14 protein-coding genes and 1 pseudogene are annotated in these 17,032 nt (G+C 40.6%); all 15 read right to left on the bottom strand.

Going from position 1 to position 17,032, the window contains the following annotated elements; translation table 11 throughout:
- Positions 1–20 precede the first annotated feature (20 nt).
- The 15 genes and pseudogenes from miaA to DWX61_RS07860 all read right to left on the bottom strand — a co-directional run bounded on the left by miaA (position 21) and on the right by DWX61_RS07860 (position 16,938).
- Positions 21–974, bottom strand: coding sequence for a tRNA (adenosine(37)-N6)-dimethylallyltransferase MiaA (gene miaA, locus DWX61_RS07945; RefSeq protein ID WP_118515493.1), 954 nt, complete (start codon positions 972–974; stop codon positions 21–23).
- 27 nt (positions 975–1,001) lie between these two features.
- Positions 1,002–3,122 carry a DNA mismatch repair endonuclease MutL gene (gene mutL, locus DWX61_RS07940; protein WP_353652867.1) on the bottom strand — a complete coding sequence of 707 codons (2,121 nt, stop codon included), beginning with the start codon at positions 3,120–3,122 and terminating at the stop codon, positions 1,002–1,004.
- Positions 3,119–5,737 carry a DNA mismatch repair protein MutS gene (mutS, locus tag DWX61_RS07935; RefSeq protein WP_118624914.1) on the bottom strand — a complete coding sequence of 873 codons (2,619 nt, stop codon included), beginning with the start codon at positions 5,735–5,737 and terminating at the stop codon, positions 3,119–3,121. The genes mutL and mutS overlap by 4 nt, the downstream gene beginning before the upstream one ends.
- Positions 5,738–5,904: 167 nt before the next feature.
- Entirely contained in the window at positions 5,905–7,188 is a 1,284-nt protein-coding gene (locus DWX61_RS07930) for a tyrosine-type recombinase/integrase (RefSeq protein WP_118515497.1), read from the bottom strand.
- A 335-nt stretch (positions 7,189–7,523) separates the two neighbouring features.
- Entirely contained in the window at positions 7,524–8,183 is a 660-nt protein-coding gene (locus DWX61_RS07925; RefSeq protein ID WP_147419240.1) for a hypothetical protein, read from the bottom strand.
- A 766-nt stretch (positions 8,184–8,949) separates the two neighbouring features.
- Positions 8,950–9,168, bottom strand: a pseudogene (locus tag DWX61_RS07915) (single-stranded DNA-binding protein); the annotation flags it as partial.
- 23 nt (positions 9,169–9,191) lie between these two features.
- A complete protein-coding gene (locus tag DWX61_RS07910) occupies positions 9,192–9,491 on the bottom strand; it encodes a hypothetical protein (protein ID WP_242858680.1) in 300 nt (99 codons plus the stop codon).
- A gap of 1,248 nt (positions 9,492–10,739) precedes the next feature.
- Positions 10,740–11,612 (bottom strand): ATP-binding cassette domain-containing protein, encoded by an 873-nt coding sequence (locus DWX61_RS07895; protein ID WP_118624656.1) that lies wholly within the window; start codon positions 11,610–11,612, stop codon positions 10,740–10,742.
- Positions 11,613–11,615: 3 nt separating this feature from the next.
- Positions 11,616–12,272 (bottom strand): transporter, encoded by a 657-nt coding sequence (locus tag DWX61_RS07890; RefSeq protein ID WP_286188062.1) that lies wholly within the window; start codon positions 12,270–12,272, stop codon positions 11,616–11,618.
- Complete coding sequence (locus DWX61_RS07885; RefSeq protein ID WP_118624654.1) at positions 12,269–13,339, bottom strand: ABC transporter permease subunit; 1,071 nt, start codon at positions 13,337–13,339, stop codon at positions 12,269–12,271. Before DWX61_RS07885 ends, DWX61_RS07890 begins: the two co-directional genes overlap by 4 nt.
- Before the next feature lie 116 nt (positions 13,340–13,455).
- Complete coding sequence (locus tag DWX61_RS07880; RefSeq protein WP_118624652.1) at positions 13,456–14,634, bottom strand: sensor histidine kinase; 1,179 nt, start codon at positions 14,632–14,634, stop codon at positions 13,456–13,458.
- Entirely contained in the window at positions 14,622–15,359 is a 738-nt protein-coding gene (locus DWX61_RS07875; RefSeq protein ID WP_004612310.1) for a response regulator transcription factor, read from the bottom strand. Before DWX61_RS07875 ends, DWX61_RS07880 begins: the two co-directional genes overlap by 13 nt.
- Before the next feature lie 30 nt (positions 15,360–15,389).
- Positions 15,390–15,992, bottom strand: coding sequence for a helix-hairpin-helix domain-containing protein (locus DWX61_RS07870; protein ID WP_243101197.1), 603 nt, complete (start codon positions 15,990–15,992; stop codon positions 15,390–15,392).
- Complete coding sequence (locus DWX61_RS07865; protein ID WP_118624650.1) at positions 15,983–16,522, bottom strand: hypothetical protein; 540 nt, start codon at positions 16,520–16,522, stop codon at positions 15,983–15,985. The genes DWX61_RS07870 and DWX61_RS07865 overlap by 10 nt, the downstream gene beginning before the upstream one ends.
- A gap of 23 nt (positions 16,523–16,545) precedes the next feature.
- Positions 16,546–16,938 carry a hypothetical protein gene (locus DWX61_RS07860; RefSeq protein ID WP_118515511.1) on the bottom strand — a complete coding sequence of 131 codons (393 nt, stop codon included), beginning with the start codon at positions 16,936–16,938 and terminating at the stop codon, positions 16,546–16,548.
- Positions 16,939–17,032 lie beyond the last annotated feature (94 nt).

The raw sequence follows: 17,032 nt of genomic DNA, 5'->3' as shown, positions 1-17,032 counted from the left end.
ATCATTTTTCCTTTTTTATTTTATTTGGCATGGAGGATTCCCTTTTCCCTGCATACAGAAAGCATGTAGGAAAGGATCCTGCTGTCATCGTAATCAAAGTTATTTTTATCTACCCAGGTTACCTCGCCTTCTCTGCGGAACCAGGTAAGCTGACGTTTGGCAAAGTGTCTGGTGTCACGTTTCAGGACCCGTACGGCTTCCTCATAAGAATATTTTCCGTCCATCCAGTCCAGGATTTCCTTATAGCCAAGCCCTTGCATGGAAACCATTCCCCTGTGGCAGCCAAGCTCCCGAAGTTTTTTAACTTCTTCTGTCAGACCGTTTTTCAGCATTTCGTCCACTCTTGTGTCAATGCGTTCATAGAGAAGGGGGCGTGGTGCGTTCAGGACGAAATAAGCCAGTGCATAGGGACTGGTATGCTCCTTCTGTTCTTCATTATGCTCGGAGATCCTGGTACCGTTCTGTTTATAAAATTCCAGGGCACGTATCACCCGCTTGACATTGTTCTCATGGATATCTTTGGCTGACTTGGGATCGACCTTGGCAAGCATGTCATGGAGAAATGCAGGCCCCTTCTGCTCTGCCAGTTCTTCCAGCTCACTGCGGTAATGTTCATCCTGGTCGGAGCTGGTAAAATCAATATCTCTGGTCACAGACTGAATATAAAATCCTGTGCCGCCTACCAGGATCGGAATCCGGCCTTTGTCATAAATTTTGTCCATGGCATCTTTTGCCATCTGCTGAAAAAGAACAATGTTAAAATCTTCTGTTGGCTCCAGTACATCCACCAGATGATGTGGGACGCCATCCATTTCTTCCGGCGTGATCTTGGCGGAACCGATATCCATGTGGCGGTAAACCTGCATGGAGTCCGCGGAAATGATCTCTCCGTTTACTGCTTTTGCAAGGGCAATGGAAAGCTTTGTTTTTCCCACGGCAGTAGGCCCGGTAAGCACGATAAGAGGTTTTTTCATATATTTCCTCCGTTTATGTTAAGTATCTTACACGATACGTTTGAATTTTTTTTCGATTTCTGTCTTACTCATGGCAATGATCGTTGGTCTTCCATGAGGACAGTTATAAGGATTTTTCAGTGTCAATAATTCATCGATCAGCTTGTCAGCTTCCTGAGGCGACATAGAATGATTGCCTTTTACAGCAGCCTTACAGGCCATGGTCGCAAGCCTTGAGGCAAAAATTTCAAAGGCATCCTTGGAACCGTCTGCAGTGAGGTGGTCCAGCATTTCCAGAAACAGCTCTTCTTCTGTCATTCCCAGAAGGCTGGAGGGAACCGCACTGATACTGTACTCCCTTCCGCCAAAGGGTTCGATCTCAAAGCCGAAATCTCGGAAATACTTTTCGTTTGCCTTCAGCAGATTCTCCTCCTCAAGGCTGAGTGAAACGATCAGTGGCGGACTTACATACTGGGACTGGATGTTCTGGGACTGAAACAGCTTTACGAATCGCTCATAATATACTTTTTCATGAGCAGCATGCTGGTCAATGATATAAAAATTATCCTCGAACTGTACCAGCCAGTAGGTGTCAAACAGCTGTCCGATCAGCCTGTGGCGGCTTCTGGATTCAGGAGCAAGAAGCCGTTCTTCGAACAGTTCCAGCTGTTTTGGCGGTTCCTGTTCCTGAGATTTGATCGGCTCGTTGTCTACCTCAGGAGATGCCGATTCAGCAGGCTTTTCAGAAATCACTTCAGAATCTGCTGTTTCTGCAGCGGAATTTTCATTCCTTCCGTCTTTTAATGTTCCGGAAAACATTTCCTCTTCTTCTTTTGTAAAAGGCTGCGATCCATATACAGGGATTTCCCGCAGAGAATCCACATGCTTGTATTTATCTGCAGAAGAAGCTGAAGAACTGTGAGCTGTTTCAGCTGAGCCATAGGAGACGGTACCATTTGTCGACTTATTATAAGGTATCGATGGAATCGGCGTTGTACGTACTTCAGAAGCTGCCGGTGCAGTATGGAAAGCTATATTTGCCGTCCGGTTCGGGTGACCGTACATCTCCTGCCGCCGTTTTACTTCAAAAGGCTCCGGAATATTTCCTGGCTTTATCTGTTCTGTGCGGGATGTCGGTTCGTCTTTTCCCACAGATACCTGAGGAATCAGTTCTCTGTGGGTCAATGCCTTGCGGACAGTTTCATAAATGGCCGTATAAACTTCGGTTTCTCTGGCAAAACGCACCTCTCTCTTTGCGGGATGCACATTAACATCCAGGTCATTGCCGTCCATTTCGATCCGAAGGGAGACAAACGGAAATTTATGCTGCATGACAAGTCCCTTATATCCGTCCTCAATGGCCTTGGTAATGATCTTGTTTTTAACATACCTGCCATTGATATAATAATTCTCAAAAGTACGGTTTCCTCTGGAAATCTCCGGTTTCCCCACAAAGCCCTCGATCTTCATGAAATCATTTTCATAGGAAACATCCAGAAGCGCCTTGGCGATCTCCCGTCCGTAAACACTGTAGATCACGTCTTTTACACTGTAGTTTCCGGAACTGGAAAGCTTCACCTGACGGTTCTGGATATATTTAAAGGAGATTTCCGGATGGGAAAGCGCCAGCTGCTCCATCAGAGTATTGATGTAACCGGCTTCTGTCATATCGGATTTCAGGAATTTGCTTCTTGCAGGTGTATTGTAAAAGAGGTTTCGAATTAGAAAGGTTGTTCCCTCGGGTGCCCCCATTTCCTCCAGAGACTGTTCTTTTCCGCCTTCGATCACATAACGGGTACCACTGATCCCGGAAGGCGTCTTTGTGATCAGCTCCACCTGGGAGACAGCGGCAATACTAGAAAGTGCTTCACCACGGAAGCCAAGAGAGGCAATGTGGGTCAGGTCTTCTACCTTTTCAATTTTACTTGTGGCATGGCGGAGAAAAGCAAGCGGAACCTGCTCTGCATCCATTCCGGAGCCATTATCCGTGATACGGATCAGCTTTTTTCCACCGTCTGTGATCTCCACAGTAATAGCGGTAGCACCTGCGTCAATGGCATTTTCCACAAGCTCTTTTACAACAGAGGAGGGGCGCTCTACGACCTCTCCTGCTGCGATCTTATCAATGGTATTCTGGTCTAAAACTGCAATTTTTTTCAAGGGTATCACCACCGGTTCTTAATTTTGTTCTGCAGGTTATAGAGAATATTCAAAGCTTCCATTGGTGTCAGATTTCCAATCTCCAGGTTTTTGATCTCTTCAATGATATCATTGTCCTGTACCGTGTCAAACAGTGACATCTGTGCCATATCTACCTGATCGTAGGTGATTTTCTGCTTTTTCTTTGGAGCGGTCAGATCTTTTACAGCTGCGGTGATATCTGCATCACTGAGCTCCTCTACCAGTTCCTTGGCACGCTGGATCACGGAATCCGGAACTCCGGCAAGCTTGGCTACCTGGATACCATAGCTTTTATCTGCTCCGCCTTTTACGATCTTACGCAGAAATACGATGTCGTCGCCTTTTTCCTTGACAGCGATACAGTAGTTGTTGACACCGGAAAGCTTACCTTCCAGTTCGGTAAGCTCATGATAATGGGTCGCAAATAAGGTCTTGGCGCCGCAGAGTTTGGTATTGCTGATGTGTTCGATCACTGCCCAGGCAATGGAAAGACCGTCAAAGGTACTGGTTCCACGTCCGATCTCATCCAGGATCAGAAGACTTCGGGAAGTGGCATTACGAAGAATGTTGGCAACCTCTGTCATCTCCACCATAAAGGTACTCTGTCCGCTTGCAAGGTCATCGGATGCTCCCACACGGGTGAAGATCCGGTCAACCACACCGATATTCGCACTGTCCGCAGGAACAAAGCTTCCGATCTGTGCCATCAGTACGATCAGCGCTGTCTGGCGCATGTATGTGGATTTTCCGGCCATGTTCGGTCCTGTGATAATGGAGATGCGTTTTTTGTGGTTGTCAAGATACGTATCATTTGGAATGAACATATCGTTTTCAATCATTTGTTCCACAACCGGGTGGCGGCCATTTCGGATATCAATGAGGCCGGTTTCATTGATCTTGGGCCGGACAAAGTTATTCCTCTGTGCAACCAGTGCAAGGGAAGCAAAAACATCCAGAGCCGCTACTGCCTTTGCAGTACGCTGGATACGGACAACCTCAGCTCCAACCTGATCACGGATATCTGAAAACAGTTCAAATTCTAATGCATAAAGTTTATCTTCCGCTCCAAGGATCAGATCCTCCAGATCCTTCAGCTCCTGGGTGATGTAACGCTCTGCGTTGGTAAGAGTCTGTTTGCGGATATAGTTCTCCGGCACGAGATCCTTGAAAGTGTTGGTAACTTCCAGGGAATAGCCGAATACACGGTTATATTTGATCTTCAGGCTCTTGATACCGGTGCGTTCTCGCTCTCTTGCTTCCAGTTCAGATAACCACTTCTTTCCATCTGTCCGGGAGCGGCGGAATTTGTCCACATCTTCGTTATAACCTTCCCGAATGATACCGCCATCCTTCTGGGCAAGGGGCGGATCATCAGCAATGGAATTACGGATCAGAGCGGTAATGTCTGACAGTGGATCCATGTCTTCGTTGATCTGCATAAGCAGCGGAGATTTAAATTCTGCAAGGATCTGCTTTATATACGGCAGCATTTCCAGGGAAGAGGCAAAGGAAACCAAATCTCTTGGGTTGGCAGATTTATAGCTGATACGGCTTATCAGACGTTCCAGATCGTAGATCGGATTTAAGTATTCCCGGATCTCATCACGTTCCATAGGTTTTGCGTTCAGTTCTTCCAAGGCACCAAGTCTCTTTTCAATTTCCTCTGCATCGATCAGAGGCTGTTCCACATAAGAACGAAGGGTTCTTGCACCCATGGCGGTTTTGGTCTTATCCAGAACCCAGAGAAGAGAACCTCTTTTCTGCTTTTCGCGCATGGTTTCCACAAGCTCAAGGTTACGACGGCTGGAGCTGTCGATGAGCATATATTTTTCAGCAGAGTACGGGCGGATGCTTGCCATATGGGAAAGTGCTGTTTTTTGTGTTTCCTTCAGATACAGGAACAGTGCACCAGAGGCAATGATCCCGCTGTCATAATCTCCGATCCCGAGACCTTCCAGATTTCCTACGTGAAAATGCTCTTTCAGGGTTTTCTGACACAGCTGGTCGTCAAAGTACCAGGGATCCAGAGCAAATACACAGATCCCAAGACGCCCCTTCAGATCCGCTACATCCACACCGCTTAAAAGAAAGGCGTCGTTGCAGATGATCTCTGCAGGTGTAAACTTATTGATCTCATCCAGAAGCTTCTGTGGTTTATCCAGTTCTGTGAGAAAACAGTCACCGGTTGTGATATCTGCAATTGCACAGCCAAAATGATCTCCGATGGAGACAATGGACATCAGATAATTGTTTTTGGACTCGTCCAGTGACATGGTATCCAGAGTAGTTCCCGGTGTGACAATGCGGACAACCTCTCGTTTAACAAGACCCTTGGCTTTTTTCGGATCTTCTACCTGTTCGCAGATGGCAACCTTATAGCCCTTTTCGATCAGCCGGTTGATATAAGTTTCCGCAGCATGAAAAGGAACGCCACACATGGGCGCTCTCTCTTCCAGTCCGCAGTCTTTTCCTGTAAGTGTAATTTCCAGTTCCCTGGATGCAGTCAGTGCATCCTCAAAGAACATTTCATAAAAATCGCCCAGACGGTAAAAAAGGATACAGTCGCTGTACTCTTCTTTGGTCTTTATGTATTCTTTCATCATCGGTGATAATGTACTGGTATCAGCCGGAAACCCAGTGTTTATGCGGGTTGCGGATGCCTCATATTCTTTTTTGACCCACTTTTGACCCATTTTTTTTTCTTCTTCAGTGTTTCTTGCTTTTTCCAAATATTTAAACCTCTTCCTAAATTGTCATTTTATCAGTAAAATTAGCTTTCTTTTCCATATTTTTTATCGTACCGTTCGTATTCATCTTTCACATACCCCTGTTCAAGATGCGTATAATACTCTGTCATTTTCTGAGTAGAATGGCCGCTAATCTTACCTACTGTAGCTGGCCCCATTCCAGACTGAACACATCTTGTTACAAAAGTATGACGAAAGCTATGCGGAGTTACCTCTAACATTTCTGCTTCCCGCCCCTCTTTTTTGGCCACCAGTGATTCCTGCTTATTTACAATATTCTTGATTCGTTCGCATTCATCTTCAGCATTGACAGGAAGATAGCTCATTCCTGTAGATGTTGTAAATATCAGCCCAGGGTATTTTTCCAGAAGCTCATTTTCAGCACCCCATTTCTTGCCTAATGCTTTTTTGTCCTGGTCCTGTTTTTCTTTCCAGTTTCTAAAAGCTTCAATTGCGATATCTGGCAGCGGAATCAGTCTGACACTTTTCTTTTTTTTCGGGGATGTAATCTGCGTAATATAATATGGCTCTGTAAGTCTCTTTCCCTGCTTGTCATAATACAATTTAACTCTGTTCAACGTTTTGTATACACGGAGATATTTTTCATCAAAATTAACATCTCTCCATTGTAGGGCAAGCGCTTCACCTATACGCATTCCCGTATGCATTAAGATCAAGAAAAGCTCCTCGTAACGGTTTCCTTCAATAGTTTCCAGAAAACGGTGGCTTTCGACTGTACTAAGACAATTCTCTTTTGCATCCAAATTTTCTTCTGCTGGTTCTGCCAATGTTTCTCCCGGTACCTCTTTAGAAAGCTTAACATCTGCTGTGGGATCCGATGGAATCATTTTACTGGCAGCTGCCCTCTCAAACATTTGATGCACGACACTTAATGATTGTATTATTGAAGTCCGGGCATATCCCTCGTCCTCCAGTTTCTTTATCATGCTAAGAATATGTTCCGGTTTGACCTCTGCCAGCTTCATATAGCCAATGTATTCCTCAGTTCTTCTAAAACCATCTTCATAATTTCTTATTGTAGTTGCTTTGATCTTAAAAACTTTATAGAGTTCCATCCATTTCTCATACCATTTTGAAACAGACATACTCGAATCAAAGCCCGGGACTCCCGGAAGAACTTCTGTCAAATACATATTTCTTTGTTTTTTCAACTGTTGCAAGTTTGTTCCATAAATCGAAAAAGGCGGTTTGCCAGAACCCTTAATTGTGATTCTGGCCTCATAACGCCCATCTTTTCTTTGGCGAATCCCTTTACCTATTTCTTTACCTTTTAGATTCTTTCCCATAACATCACCATCCTCTTTCCATTAATAGATGATCATGCATGGCACTGGGCTTAATTTTAACACAACCCCTAAAACCTTTCAAGACTGCCGATCAATCCATTTCTGAAATTTTTTCTTATCAATCAGGGTTCTTCGCCCAATTCGTACCATGAAGGTATTATTCTTCATAAGAGTTCACAGGCTTCCTTGACCGATATAAGAATCTTATCGTTATCTGCTGCTTGTGTTTTTTTATGTATCATATATATTACAGCCAATATCTGCAGGCAGATGATATTGGCTGTTCCTCCTCTCCTATGGATTCTATAAACGACTGCCTGCTGGTCAATACAATTTTATTTTGTGTGTTGCTTTTTTACATAATATTCCACTGCTTCTTGTAAGCTGCATCCACTTCGACGACTTTTACTTACTACGCTGTTTTTGTTTATCTCCAACTTTTCACAGCATTCCTTAAGCGATGGGTAAAGGATTCCCCGATATTCAAACTCCTGATTGTTTAGCATATACTTTCTTTTTCTAGTCATAAAATGCTCAAAGGATTCTTCCAGGGAACAATTTTGGTTCCTGGCCCGCTGCCTTACACACGCATCTTCGATGCCATATTTCTTGCAGCAGGCCCTGAGACTAGGATATTCCCTTCCTCTAAATGTAAATTTCTGTATTCTTTTTTCTATCATTTCTTTATTCTTTATAAAATGTTCCAGAGATTCCTCTATGCTGCACCCTAATCTGTATTTTCTTGAAGATACGCTACTTGCACTCACGCCATAAGCTTTACAGCATTCTTCCATTGTTGCATAACTTTTATCTCGGAATACAAATCCCTTTTTTATCTCTTTCTTTTTCATTATAAAGTGATCCAAAGCCTCTTCTAGGCTACATCCCTTTGATGATGTGCGATTACGAACACTGGCAGCACGAACATCATATTTCCTACAACATTCAGCAACACTTTGATACTCTTTCCCTTTATATACAAATATCTTTTTCAACTTGTTTACACTGCTTTTTTCTATAAAATGTTTTACAGCATCTTCCCATGTGCAATGAGTCCTCCAGGCTCTGGCCCGTACACTGGATTCATTAATTCCATATATCTCACAACATTGTCCCAGCGAAATATATTTTTCCCCTTCATAAAAGAATGCTTCCTTTGCACGATGCCTTTTTTTTGGGAATTACATAGTTTCCAGTAATTTCCTTTTTTTCCATTACTTCTTGTGGGATACATCCTTCCACATGAGAGACAATTTTTTCCAGCACCTCTGCATGGGGACGATTCTCCTTAAAAACTGCAGAACTTACTGACTTTGGCTTCAATCCATATGCAAGACAACATTCCGCAAAGTTTTTATATTCTTTTCCCCGAAATGTAAAAGCCCGTCTCTCTTTGGATTTAATGTAATGCGTAATCGCACGTGTGGAAGAAACCCCATTATTGTCCATATATAAATGTACTGATATACAGAAAGGCTTTTTTACATTTATGTCAGGCAATAATTGCATAAATCAAAATTGGAAATGAAATAAACATAAGCCCAAAATCAACAAAGATCAATATCAACCAAAGCAACTGCAATTTTTCTTCCAAATGTCTTCCCCTTTTTCCGTATATTTAAGGACTTCCATAAATCCCTTATACCTAATAAAAGAGAATTTCAGAGCTGTTTCTGTAAAGATCTCCAAATTTTCACAGGAATTTTATTTTTGCCTTCAAAATTGCTTTTTTGATATATCAAACTGTTTTTATGCGGCGCCGATCACAATTCTCGTTCCCTTGTGAAGATATTTCTGTGCAAACTCTGCACTCTTTCCAAATGTGACATAGGAGATAAAATCTGCTTCCTGTTCTCCGTCACGTTTATATCTTCTATTTACCGCAAGTGTATATCTTGCTACTGCCATATCATTATCTTTTCCGGCATATTTGATCTCCGGATTCTTTGTCAGTCTTCCCATTAAAATCACTTTATTCATAATCGCTACTGTCCTTTCCGCAGCTACGCTGCCATTGCATATTCTTCATCATCTGGTTCATTGTCCGGCATAAACATTGCACATGCGTCCGGTGGATTAGTATCATCCGGCGAAAACATTTTCCGAATCATTTCATATATGCTCGGATACCGATATGCGATTTCTTCTCTTGCGAGGAATCTGCATACCTTGTAAAGATTCTTTTTCATTTCTGCATCCGTTGCAAGCATAGCTGCCAGATGGATTCTCTCCTTTGTACAGTTCAGATTCGGGCATCCAAACCAGTGGATTATCTGCATTTCTTTCATTTTCAGTTCTGTCATAAACTGCTCCTTTCCAGGCATTTCGCCCTGTAAACATTGTTATCAGTTTCATTCGTCCGGCGGTCTGGCGTGCGTTTCCCTGTCATCTGCAGTCGTCTCAGACTGCCTCTGCCTGCATCAGCAGGCCACTGACCATAAGGCTTTGGTCAGCCGCCCATCATCGGGAGTGTCATTATGATTCCGCTCACTCTCTGTAAAAGAAAGGTTATGGCAGAACTCCTGGTAGACTTCCAGGGTGCACTTATCGGTTGTCAAGGTTCAGCGAAGGAACATTCCAAAACGTCCTCTGATTACTAAAGTCAAATGACTTGGCATGATGCAAAAAATTCGTGATATTTTTTTGTATTTTTATCATTTTTTCTTTTACTTTTGTTAGTCCCTTTACTTACTCTGTATTAGGAGAGATAAAAGCGAACATGATTTTGAAAAATTATGAGAAAATTTTGTTCCTCTACCTATAAAGCTTTTGAAAGTATATTTACCAACCCCCTTTTGCAAGTTTTTTTCGCAAAAATGAACTATTCCCACACTAATTGCAAGTTTCAGAGGGTGTTTGGACGGTATTTTCGCAGAAAAAATCATTTTTCTACTAATCACACGTGGCAATGGGAATCATGTCAGCTGCTTTTGAAAAAAGGTCAAAAAAGAAGCACCAACTTTTATAGTCAGTGCCTGCCATATGTTTCTATTGATTCTGAAATACTCCTGTGGTAAATCCACAGGGGTGCTCGTTATCTTCTTTATTACATTTTTTCTTTCTTAAGATTAACCATCCGGTGATTACTGTTACCGAAGCAATCAGCAAAATCACATACCCTGACAAGTCTGTTGTATCACCTGTCTGCGGTGAATAGATTGACGTTGGGGTATTTCCTGTTGGTTTATCTTTCTTTGTGCCGTTACTGTCATTTCTGCCCGTCTGTCCGGACTTTTTCACGTCTTTATATGCAATGGCACAATCTGAAAACTGATTGGTCTGGAATGTAAGTGTCTGGTTATCTGCATCATATCGGGAACCTCCATCCTACAAAAATTGTCAAAAGTTATCAAAGAATATAACTCTGATTGTACTCTTGATTATGCTACAGTACAAGAAACTCTGGGCTGATGAACCGGAAATGATTGAGAAATAATATCAGGAGATTCAGGAGTTATATCCACAGATTGGATTTTCCATTGGAAAAAATCTATCCGGTCTTTTAACAAAATAAGTACAATTTACGGCGGGCAACTTGCCCACCGTTATATTCAGCTATTCGTCAAATAAATATACGCATCTTCCAAAGTGATATCATTATCCGGGACACAATTCTCATTTGGCTTTTCTTTGCTTAATACTTTCATATGAATTCCATTTTCTACATACTGCTTAGATGAAATAGAATAATTGGCTTCTAACAAACGGGCTTCTTCTGCATTTTGTACCGTACAATTCCAAACACAGCCCTTTGCATTTTCCAGCAACTCACTCACGCTTCCGGAATATAAAAAACTTCCTTTTTTCATAATGGCAAGCTGTGTACAGGTTGCTGCTAAATCTTCTACTACATGAGTGGAAAACAGCACAGTTCTATCCTTTGAAAAATCAACCAAAAGATTGCGGATCCTGATTCTTTCTTCCGGATCTAACCCGGTAGTAGGTTCATCAATAATCAAAAAATCCGGATTATTAAGAAGTGCCTGTATGAGTCCGACACGTCTCTTCATACCACCAGATAATTGCCGCATTTTTTTATTCTGATGCTCTGTAAGAGAAGTCTTTTCCAGATAATACGTAATTCTTTGTTTGAGGTCATTTGTGGATACTCCTGATAGTCCACCCATATATACAAGGCATTCTTTCACCGTAAGATTCGGATATAAGTCGATTTCCTGTGGAAGATAACCAATCTTTTTCTGTATTTTTTCATAATTTCCCTCGTTATACAGAATTCCATCAAGGGAAACCATTCCTTCCGTTTGTTTTAAAACAGTTGTAAGAACCCTCATCAAAGTGGTTTTTCCAGCACCATTCTCACCCAAAAGTCCGTAAATTCCCTTAGGTATTTCAAGAGATGCCTTATTTACTGCAACTACACCATTTTTAAATCTAACTGTTAAATCATTTATTCTAATACTCATAATCTATCCTCTTTTCTTTAAAGCCATTGGTAATACTGCAAATAAAAATAGCCCCGATATAAAAGACACAAGCGTTCCATAAATCCAACTCTCGGACATTAATTGAGTAGGTTCACAAAAGCTGAAAGAAAACAATCCCAGATTTCCGAAAAATGAACTGCCCGCTTTCGATATAAGACCAATGACAATTCCAAATAAACATCCAATACCTGCCCACATATTTCGAAGCAATGTACACAAAATCACAGAGCATATACTCCAAAGCCAGATAGTTCCAAACATTGCAATGAAATATAAAAGAAATATCTGAATACCCGAAATGCCTTCGTTTACACTGCCCGGTTTTTGCCAGAAAAACAAAACATATCCAACACAGGAAAGTATTAGTAAATATAATATTTGAACGCCCACTCTCTGCGATATTACTTTTAACTGCTTTTTTTGATCATACAAATGAAATACATCGGCACGCTTACTTTTTACTTCCATCAAATATGTGTCACTACAAAAAATAATTGTTAAAAATGCTATTGGAGACTGAATTGCTGAACCGATTTCTTCATAGTATATAATCGGATGAATAACACACAATATCAGTATAAATGCACATGAATAAAAAATCTTATATAACGACAGGCAGTTTTTTAGTTCCGTTTTCAATGAACCCTCCTCCTTTTCCAGATTATGACAGAAATACATACTAATATAACAGATGAAATCACAAGCATAATCTGATTTATATTTGACATTTTGGCTGCATGTGTTTCAAAAAACCTGCCAGGAAATCGCACCATAATAGAGAACGGTCTCATATAATAAATATCATTCTTCTCGGTCAGCATATTTGAATATATAATGTGCAAAAACAAAACTGGTGCTGCCGGAAGCGGATTTTTAAATATTAATGCTGTAATTGTATAGACACAACATATCATCAAAAGATTCGGCACAATATAGATCAGAGAATTCACGCAAAAATCAATTGGTGTTACCGGAAATCCCGATTCTAAAGACGTTTTCAAACACAGCATAAAGAATATAACATTCAAAATCACTAATACGCCCAACATACTAATGAATCCGCTTATTACTTTCCCGCATATATATTGGATTGCCGTAACAGGCTTTGTATGTAATAATTCATAGGTATTTTTTCGTGTATCCTGAATAAATAAAAATGATAGCAATACTGTTGCAAAAAAGGCCATATGCAATCCTGCAAAATCCGTGAACTTTTTGGCAAAGTACCAGGAAAAAGAATGTTCGGATAATTTCCGCTCGATATAATGATTGATTTCTTCTGCTGTCCCCTTATGAATTTCAAGGTCCTCATAAGCATATATTGCATTATAATAGCCATATTGGGATTCCAAAAACTCAGAAGCAGTCTTTACATCCATATTCTGAATTTCTTTCATTACATGATCTGCTTCCTGCCTGCTAAATCCAAAACCATTTTTGGAGGTGTCCATTAACGTCTCTTTGATCGTATCTTCCCACTCCCTTCTTCTTTCTTTATCATCAGATGTGGGAATGTACCCATCCATGACATCAGCATCTTCCAATGCTACGTCATTTTGTGTGATCTGTTCATTCTGTTTGATATAATGAATTTGCAAATACGGTGACAGACATTGATACATACTGGCAACTATAATAATCAAGCCAATCCACAAAACAGGGTTCTTTAAATAATCAAGTATACTTCTTTTTATGATTGTTTTCATTGTATCTCTTCCTTTCTTTATTTCTTTAACAACATCATACAAATCAATTCTCAATAAATTCACAACAAAAAAGACTAAAACCACTTTATTTGTGATTTCAGCCTTATAAAGTATTTTTATTCAGCTTTGAAAAGAGCTTCTACATGAGCACCGCCTTGTCTGGCATTATATATTTTCAAATTTCCTCCATGCTTTTCACAGAAAATACGAGAAATATACATACCAAGGCCAAAATGCTTTAAATCATCTTGTGGATTCTTATGATAAAATGGCTCTGTTACTTTTTCCTCAGTATCCACAAATCCTATTCCATCATCTTCAACAGAAATTATAAGAAAACCATCCTTTTTCTTTATCTGCAAAGCAATACTTTTTTGTGCATATCGAACCGCATTTTCCAGTAAATTGTCTGTCACTTCCATGACAAGTTCCTCATCCACTTTCACAATGTTTTGTTCCTGCGCTCTTTCTACCTTACATAATTTACTTTCCTTCTTGGACAGCATGGCAGCTTCTGCCTCAATCTTTTTTACCAGTTCCGATAATTCAATCTCTGAGCATTGCAGTTCCCTCTGTTCTAAATGGGACATTTTTCTCATGTTTTCCGTGAAATGCTCTATACGGTCAATCTGATACATGCCTGTTTGTAAGATATCAATAACATCCTCTGTTTTTATACTCTCAGAAGAAACAAACTCTAAGAGCATTTCCTGATACCCTCGCAATATGGAAAGTGGAGAACGTATATCATGTGCAATTGCATTCCGCAAAGCCTTCTCGTCATCAATCATTCGCCACATCTTTCTGTTGTTATCTGCTAAAGCACTTCGCATCATTTCAAATTCTTTACACAAAGTTCCCATCTCATCTTTATTTTCATAGGACACATGAAAATCCAGTTCATTATCTGCAATCATTTGCGAGGCATCTTTTAGTTCCTGTAGAGGTGTCTTTAACTTATTTTTATAAAAAAAGAATACCGCAGCAACACTCCCAACAATCGAAAAAATCAGTACCGAATATGTTTCCATAAAGTCACACATTTCCGAAAGATGATAGTCCAAACGATTCATCTGCGATTGATTAGGTCTTGATATCTCAATCTCGTATTTCTTTCCATATTGCTGAAACACGTCCGTATAATCTGCATAATCAATATATTTTTCCCATATTTTATTCTGCATATTTCTTGCAAAATGAACTGTAAATCCAGATAACAGAAATGCTACCGTTAAGCTGATCACAAAATAAAGCAGAATTGTTTTTTTCAGTGACAAGTTTCTTATTTTTTCCATCGGTATCCAATCCCCCATACAGTTTCTATGTATTCTTTTTCTGAATAATCCGCTATTTTTTTCCTTATACGCCGTACTAATTCCGTTATCGTTCTACTGTCCCCTTCCGCATCATATCCACAGACTTGTGCATATATACGTTCTTTATCAAACACCTGCCCCGGATGCATGGATAAGAATTCAATAATCTGATATTCAATTTTTGTGAACTCCATCCTGTGTCCAGCTATAGCTACTATTTTTTCAGAATAATCAATCAGCATTTCATCCATGAAACGGTATTCCGTTTTTTGTTGATGCCTTTCTTCTCTCTTTATGTTTGTGACAATCCTTGCTTCCAACTCCCGAAGACTAAATGGTTTCGTAATATAATCATCCCCACCCGAAAGCAACCCATTAATTTTATCATCTTCATCAACTCTTGCTGTTAGAAACAAAATCGGACATAACACTTTACTGCGTATCAGACGACATACTTCAATCCCATCCATACGTGGCATGTTGATATCCAATAAAATAATATCCGGTTTCATTTTTATTTTATTTAATGCTTCCATTCCATCTGTAGCCGTAATGGTTTCATATTGTTTCATATTAAAATAACTACAAAGCATTTTCACCAATTCTTTATCATCATCGACAACTAAAATCTTGTATTTCATCCAAACCACCTCCAGTATCCATATTATACGATAAAAAACAATGAAATCACAACAAGAGTACATGAAGAACGTAAGCACAATATATTTTTTTTCTCAATTCCAGCTCAATTTCCCCTCAATGCCTTTTTCTTCCGATTTTCGTATGCTTATCTCACGGCAAAGCAGTACCACACCGGTATGACCTGCTGAATGCAAAATAGCAGCCTTAATGCGAAGGGGATCGTCTGCACGGAAATGTTTTGCCTTTACTGCAATCTGGTCAACAGTCAAAAATCCAAATCCATGAACCTCACAGAGCCGGAAAGGCTCCTCTTTCACGATCATAACTGCAGAAGGACCAAATTTCTCCTGTATTTTTGATACTTTTGCAGGAGTCACCCCAAAAGGGGACAAATACATCATCAGTTCCCGGATGGCACTGCTTTTTTGATATCCTTCCAAAATGTCATCTAAGCGTTTCTGCGTAATTCCTTTTACCTGAAGAAGTTTCTCCGGGCTGTCATTAAAAACATTTAGTGTATCTTCCCCAAACATTTCTACGATGCGGGCTGCCATTGCCGGTCCGATCCCTTTGATCAGGGATGACGACAAATAAGTCCGAATACCTTCTTTTGTGGTTGGCATGGTTACTGAAAAATTGCTCACACTATACTGCATTCCATATTTTGTGGGTTTCCAGTCTCCCGTCAGTTCCACATCCAGGCCTTCGTTCGTCGGAAGTTCGGTTCCAAATTCCTTTTTCCAATGGAAATACTGCAGATTCCTTCCCTGTTTACTGAAAAACGGTTTCGATTTTCAGATTTCAGAGTTTTCCGAATCGCCTGGATCCGCTCAAAGCCTTCATTTTCGTACCATATGGCAGCCTGTGCCCTGCATCTTGCCTGCTTCTCCTGATTATCGAAATTTACCGTTTCCAATCCCTTCTCATGATTTTTCGGTAAATCCTCGGTCTTTTCAGCATCTGCATGTACTTTACGGGCATCTGCATGGTTCTTTTGCTGTTTGTTGTCATCATCATTCTCATTCGTTTCCTCCTTGTCCTTTTTCATAATAAATTTTTCATAGAGAAACAGTCCTGCTGCAACCGGAATGACCAGTGAAAGGGAATGTATGATCACTGCCAGAAATACCGGCCATAAAAATGGTGATACTAACAGACCAAAAATTCCAGTTATCACGCACAGCTTTTTATGTGCAGACAACCATTTGTTCATTTTCTCCATCATAAGCATTTTCTCCTATGATTTGCTCAGTCAAAATCCAGTTTTTCATCATCTGTTTCCATGTACCGGTCATCAATATCCTGACTACGCTCCCGGCTTCTTGCCGAAGTTCCTCTGGATCTTGTCCCGCCAGAATTTGATCTCTGTCTGTCATCCGATGCATCTGTTCTGGTATTGCTTCTGTATCTTCCACCTTCACGTTCCCTGTCATAGTCACGGTCATCCATTTCTGCTGCTCTTTCACTTCTGGTGCTTCTGGAAGCTGAACGCTGGTTTTCTGCACGGTCAGAACGGTTTCGATTAGAAGATGCCCTTGTTTCTTTTCCATCTGGATTACATACAATCTGCCATACTCCTGGATATTCGATAATCCATTCAAGAAGGTGCACAACCTCCTTTTCCATCTTTTTTCGTTTCATAACGCCCTCCTTGCATTCTGAGTTTCCTTGTGTTTTTTTGTGATCCTCCTTTCCTTATTTGCTGATCTGTACTTGTTGTCTGCCATATTTTTGC

Source organism: Ruminococcus sp. AF20-12LB (assembly GCF_003478985.1).
Classification (GTDB): Bacteria; Bacillota; Clostridia; order Lachnospirales; family Lachnospiraceae; genus Blautia_A.
Note: the sequence above shows the minus strand (reverse complement) of the source record. Positions and strands in the feature narration are given on the sequence as shown.